Origin of the sequence: Citrobacter sp. wls706, from assembly GCF_005281305.1 — a bacterium.
Classification (GTDB): Bacteria; Pseudomonadota; Gammaproteobacteria; order Enterobacterales; family Enterobacteriaceae; genus Citrobacter; species Citrobacter werkmanii.
This window is the reverse complement of record NZ_SZXG01000028.1, coordinates 1-475: the sequence shown is the minus strand read 5'-3', so window position 1 is coordinate 475 and position 475 is coordinate 1. Positions and strand designations below refer to the sequence as shown.

General features: G+C 56.8%; 1 pseudogene. It reads right to left on the bottom strand.

Annotation, left to right across the window (positions count from 1 at the left end):
• Window positions 1–475 (bottom strand): annotated as a pseudogene (gene cpsG, locus FDW92_RS04910) (colanic acid biosynthesis phosphomannomutase CpsG); the annotation flags it as partial.

Here is a 475-nt window from a genome sequence, read left to right as displayed (position 1 = left end):
TCCGCCACCAGCAGCCACGGGATCATCCCGCTGTCGCAGTAAGCAAAGTCGCGAAAATAGTGATGCGCGCTCATCTCGCCGCCGTAAATGGCATCTTCATGGCGCATACGCTCTTTGATAAACGCGTGTCCGGTTTTTGACATCACCGGTTTACCGCCAGCCGCCGTCACCACATCCACGGTATTCCAGGACAGGCGCGGGTCGTGGATAATTTTCGCCCCCGGATTCTTCTCCAGAAATGCTTCCGCCAGCAGGCCGACAATGTAGTACCCCTCAATGAACTGGCCTTTTTCATCGAACAGGAAGCAGCGGTCAAAATCCCCGTCGAAGGCAATCCCCATATCCGCGCCGTGTTCAATCACCGCATTGCGCGTGTCAGCCCGGCATTCCGGCAGCAGAGGGTTGGGAATACCGTTGGGGAAATTGCCATCCGGCGTGTTGTGAATTTTGATGAACTCGACCGGCACGCCCAGCG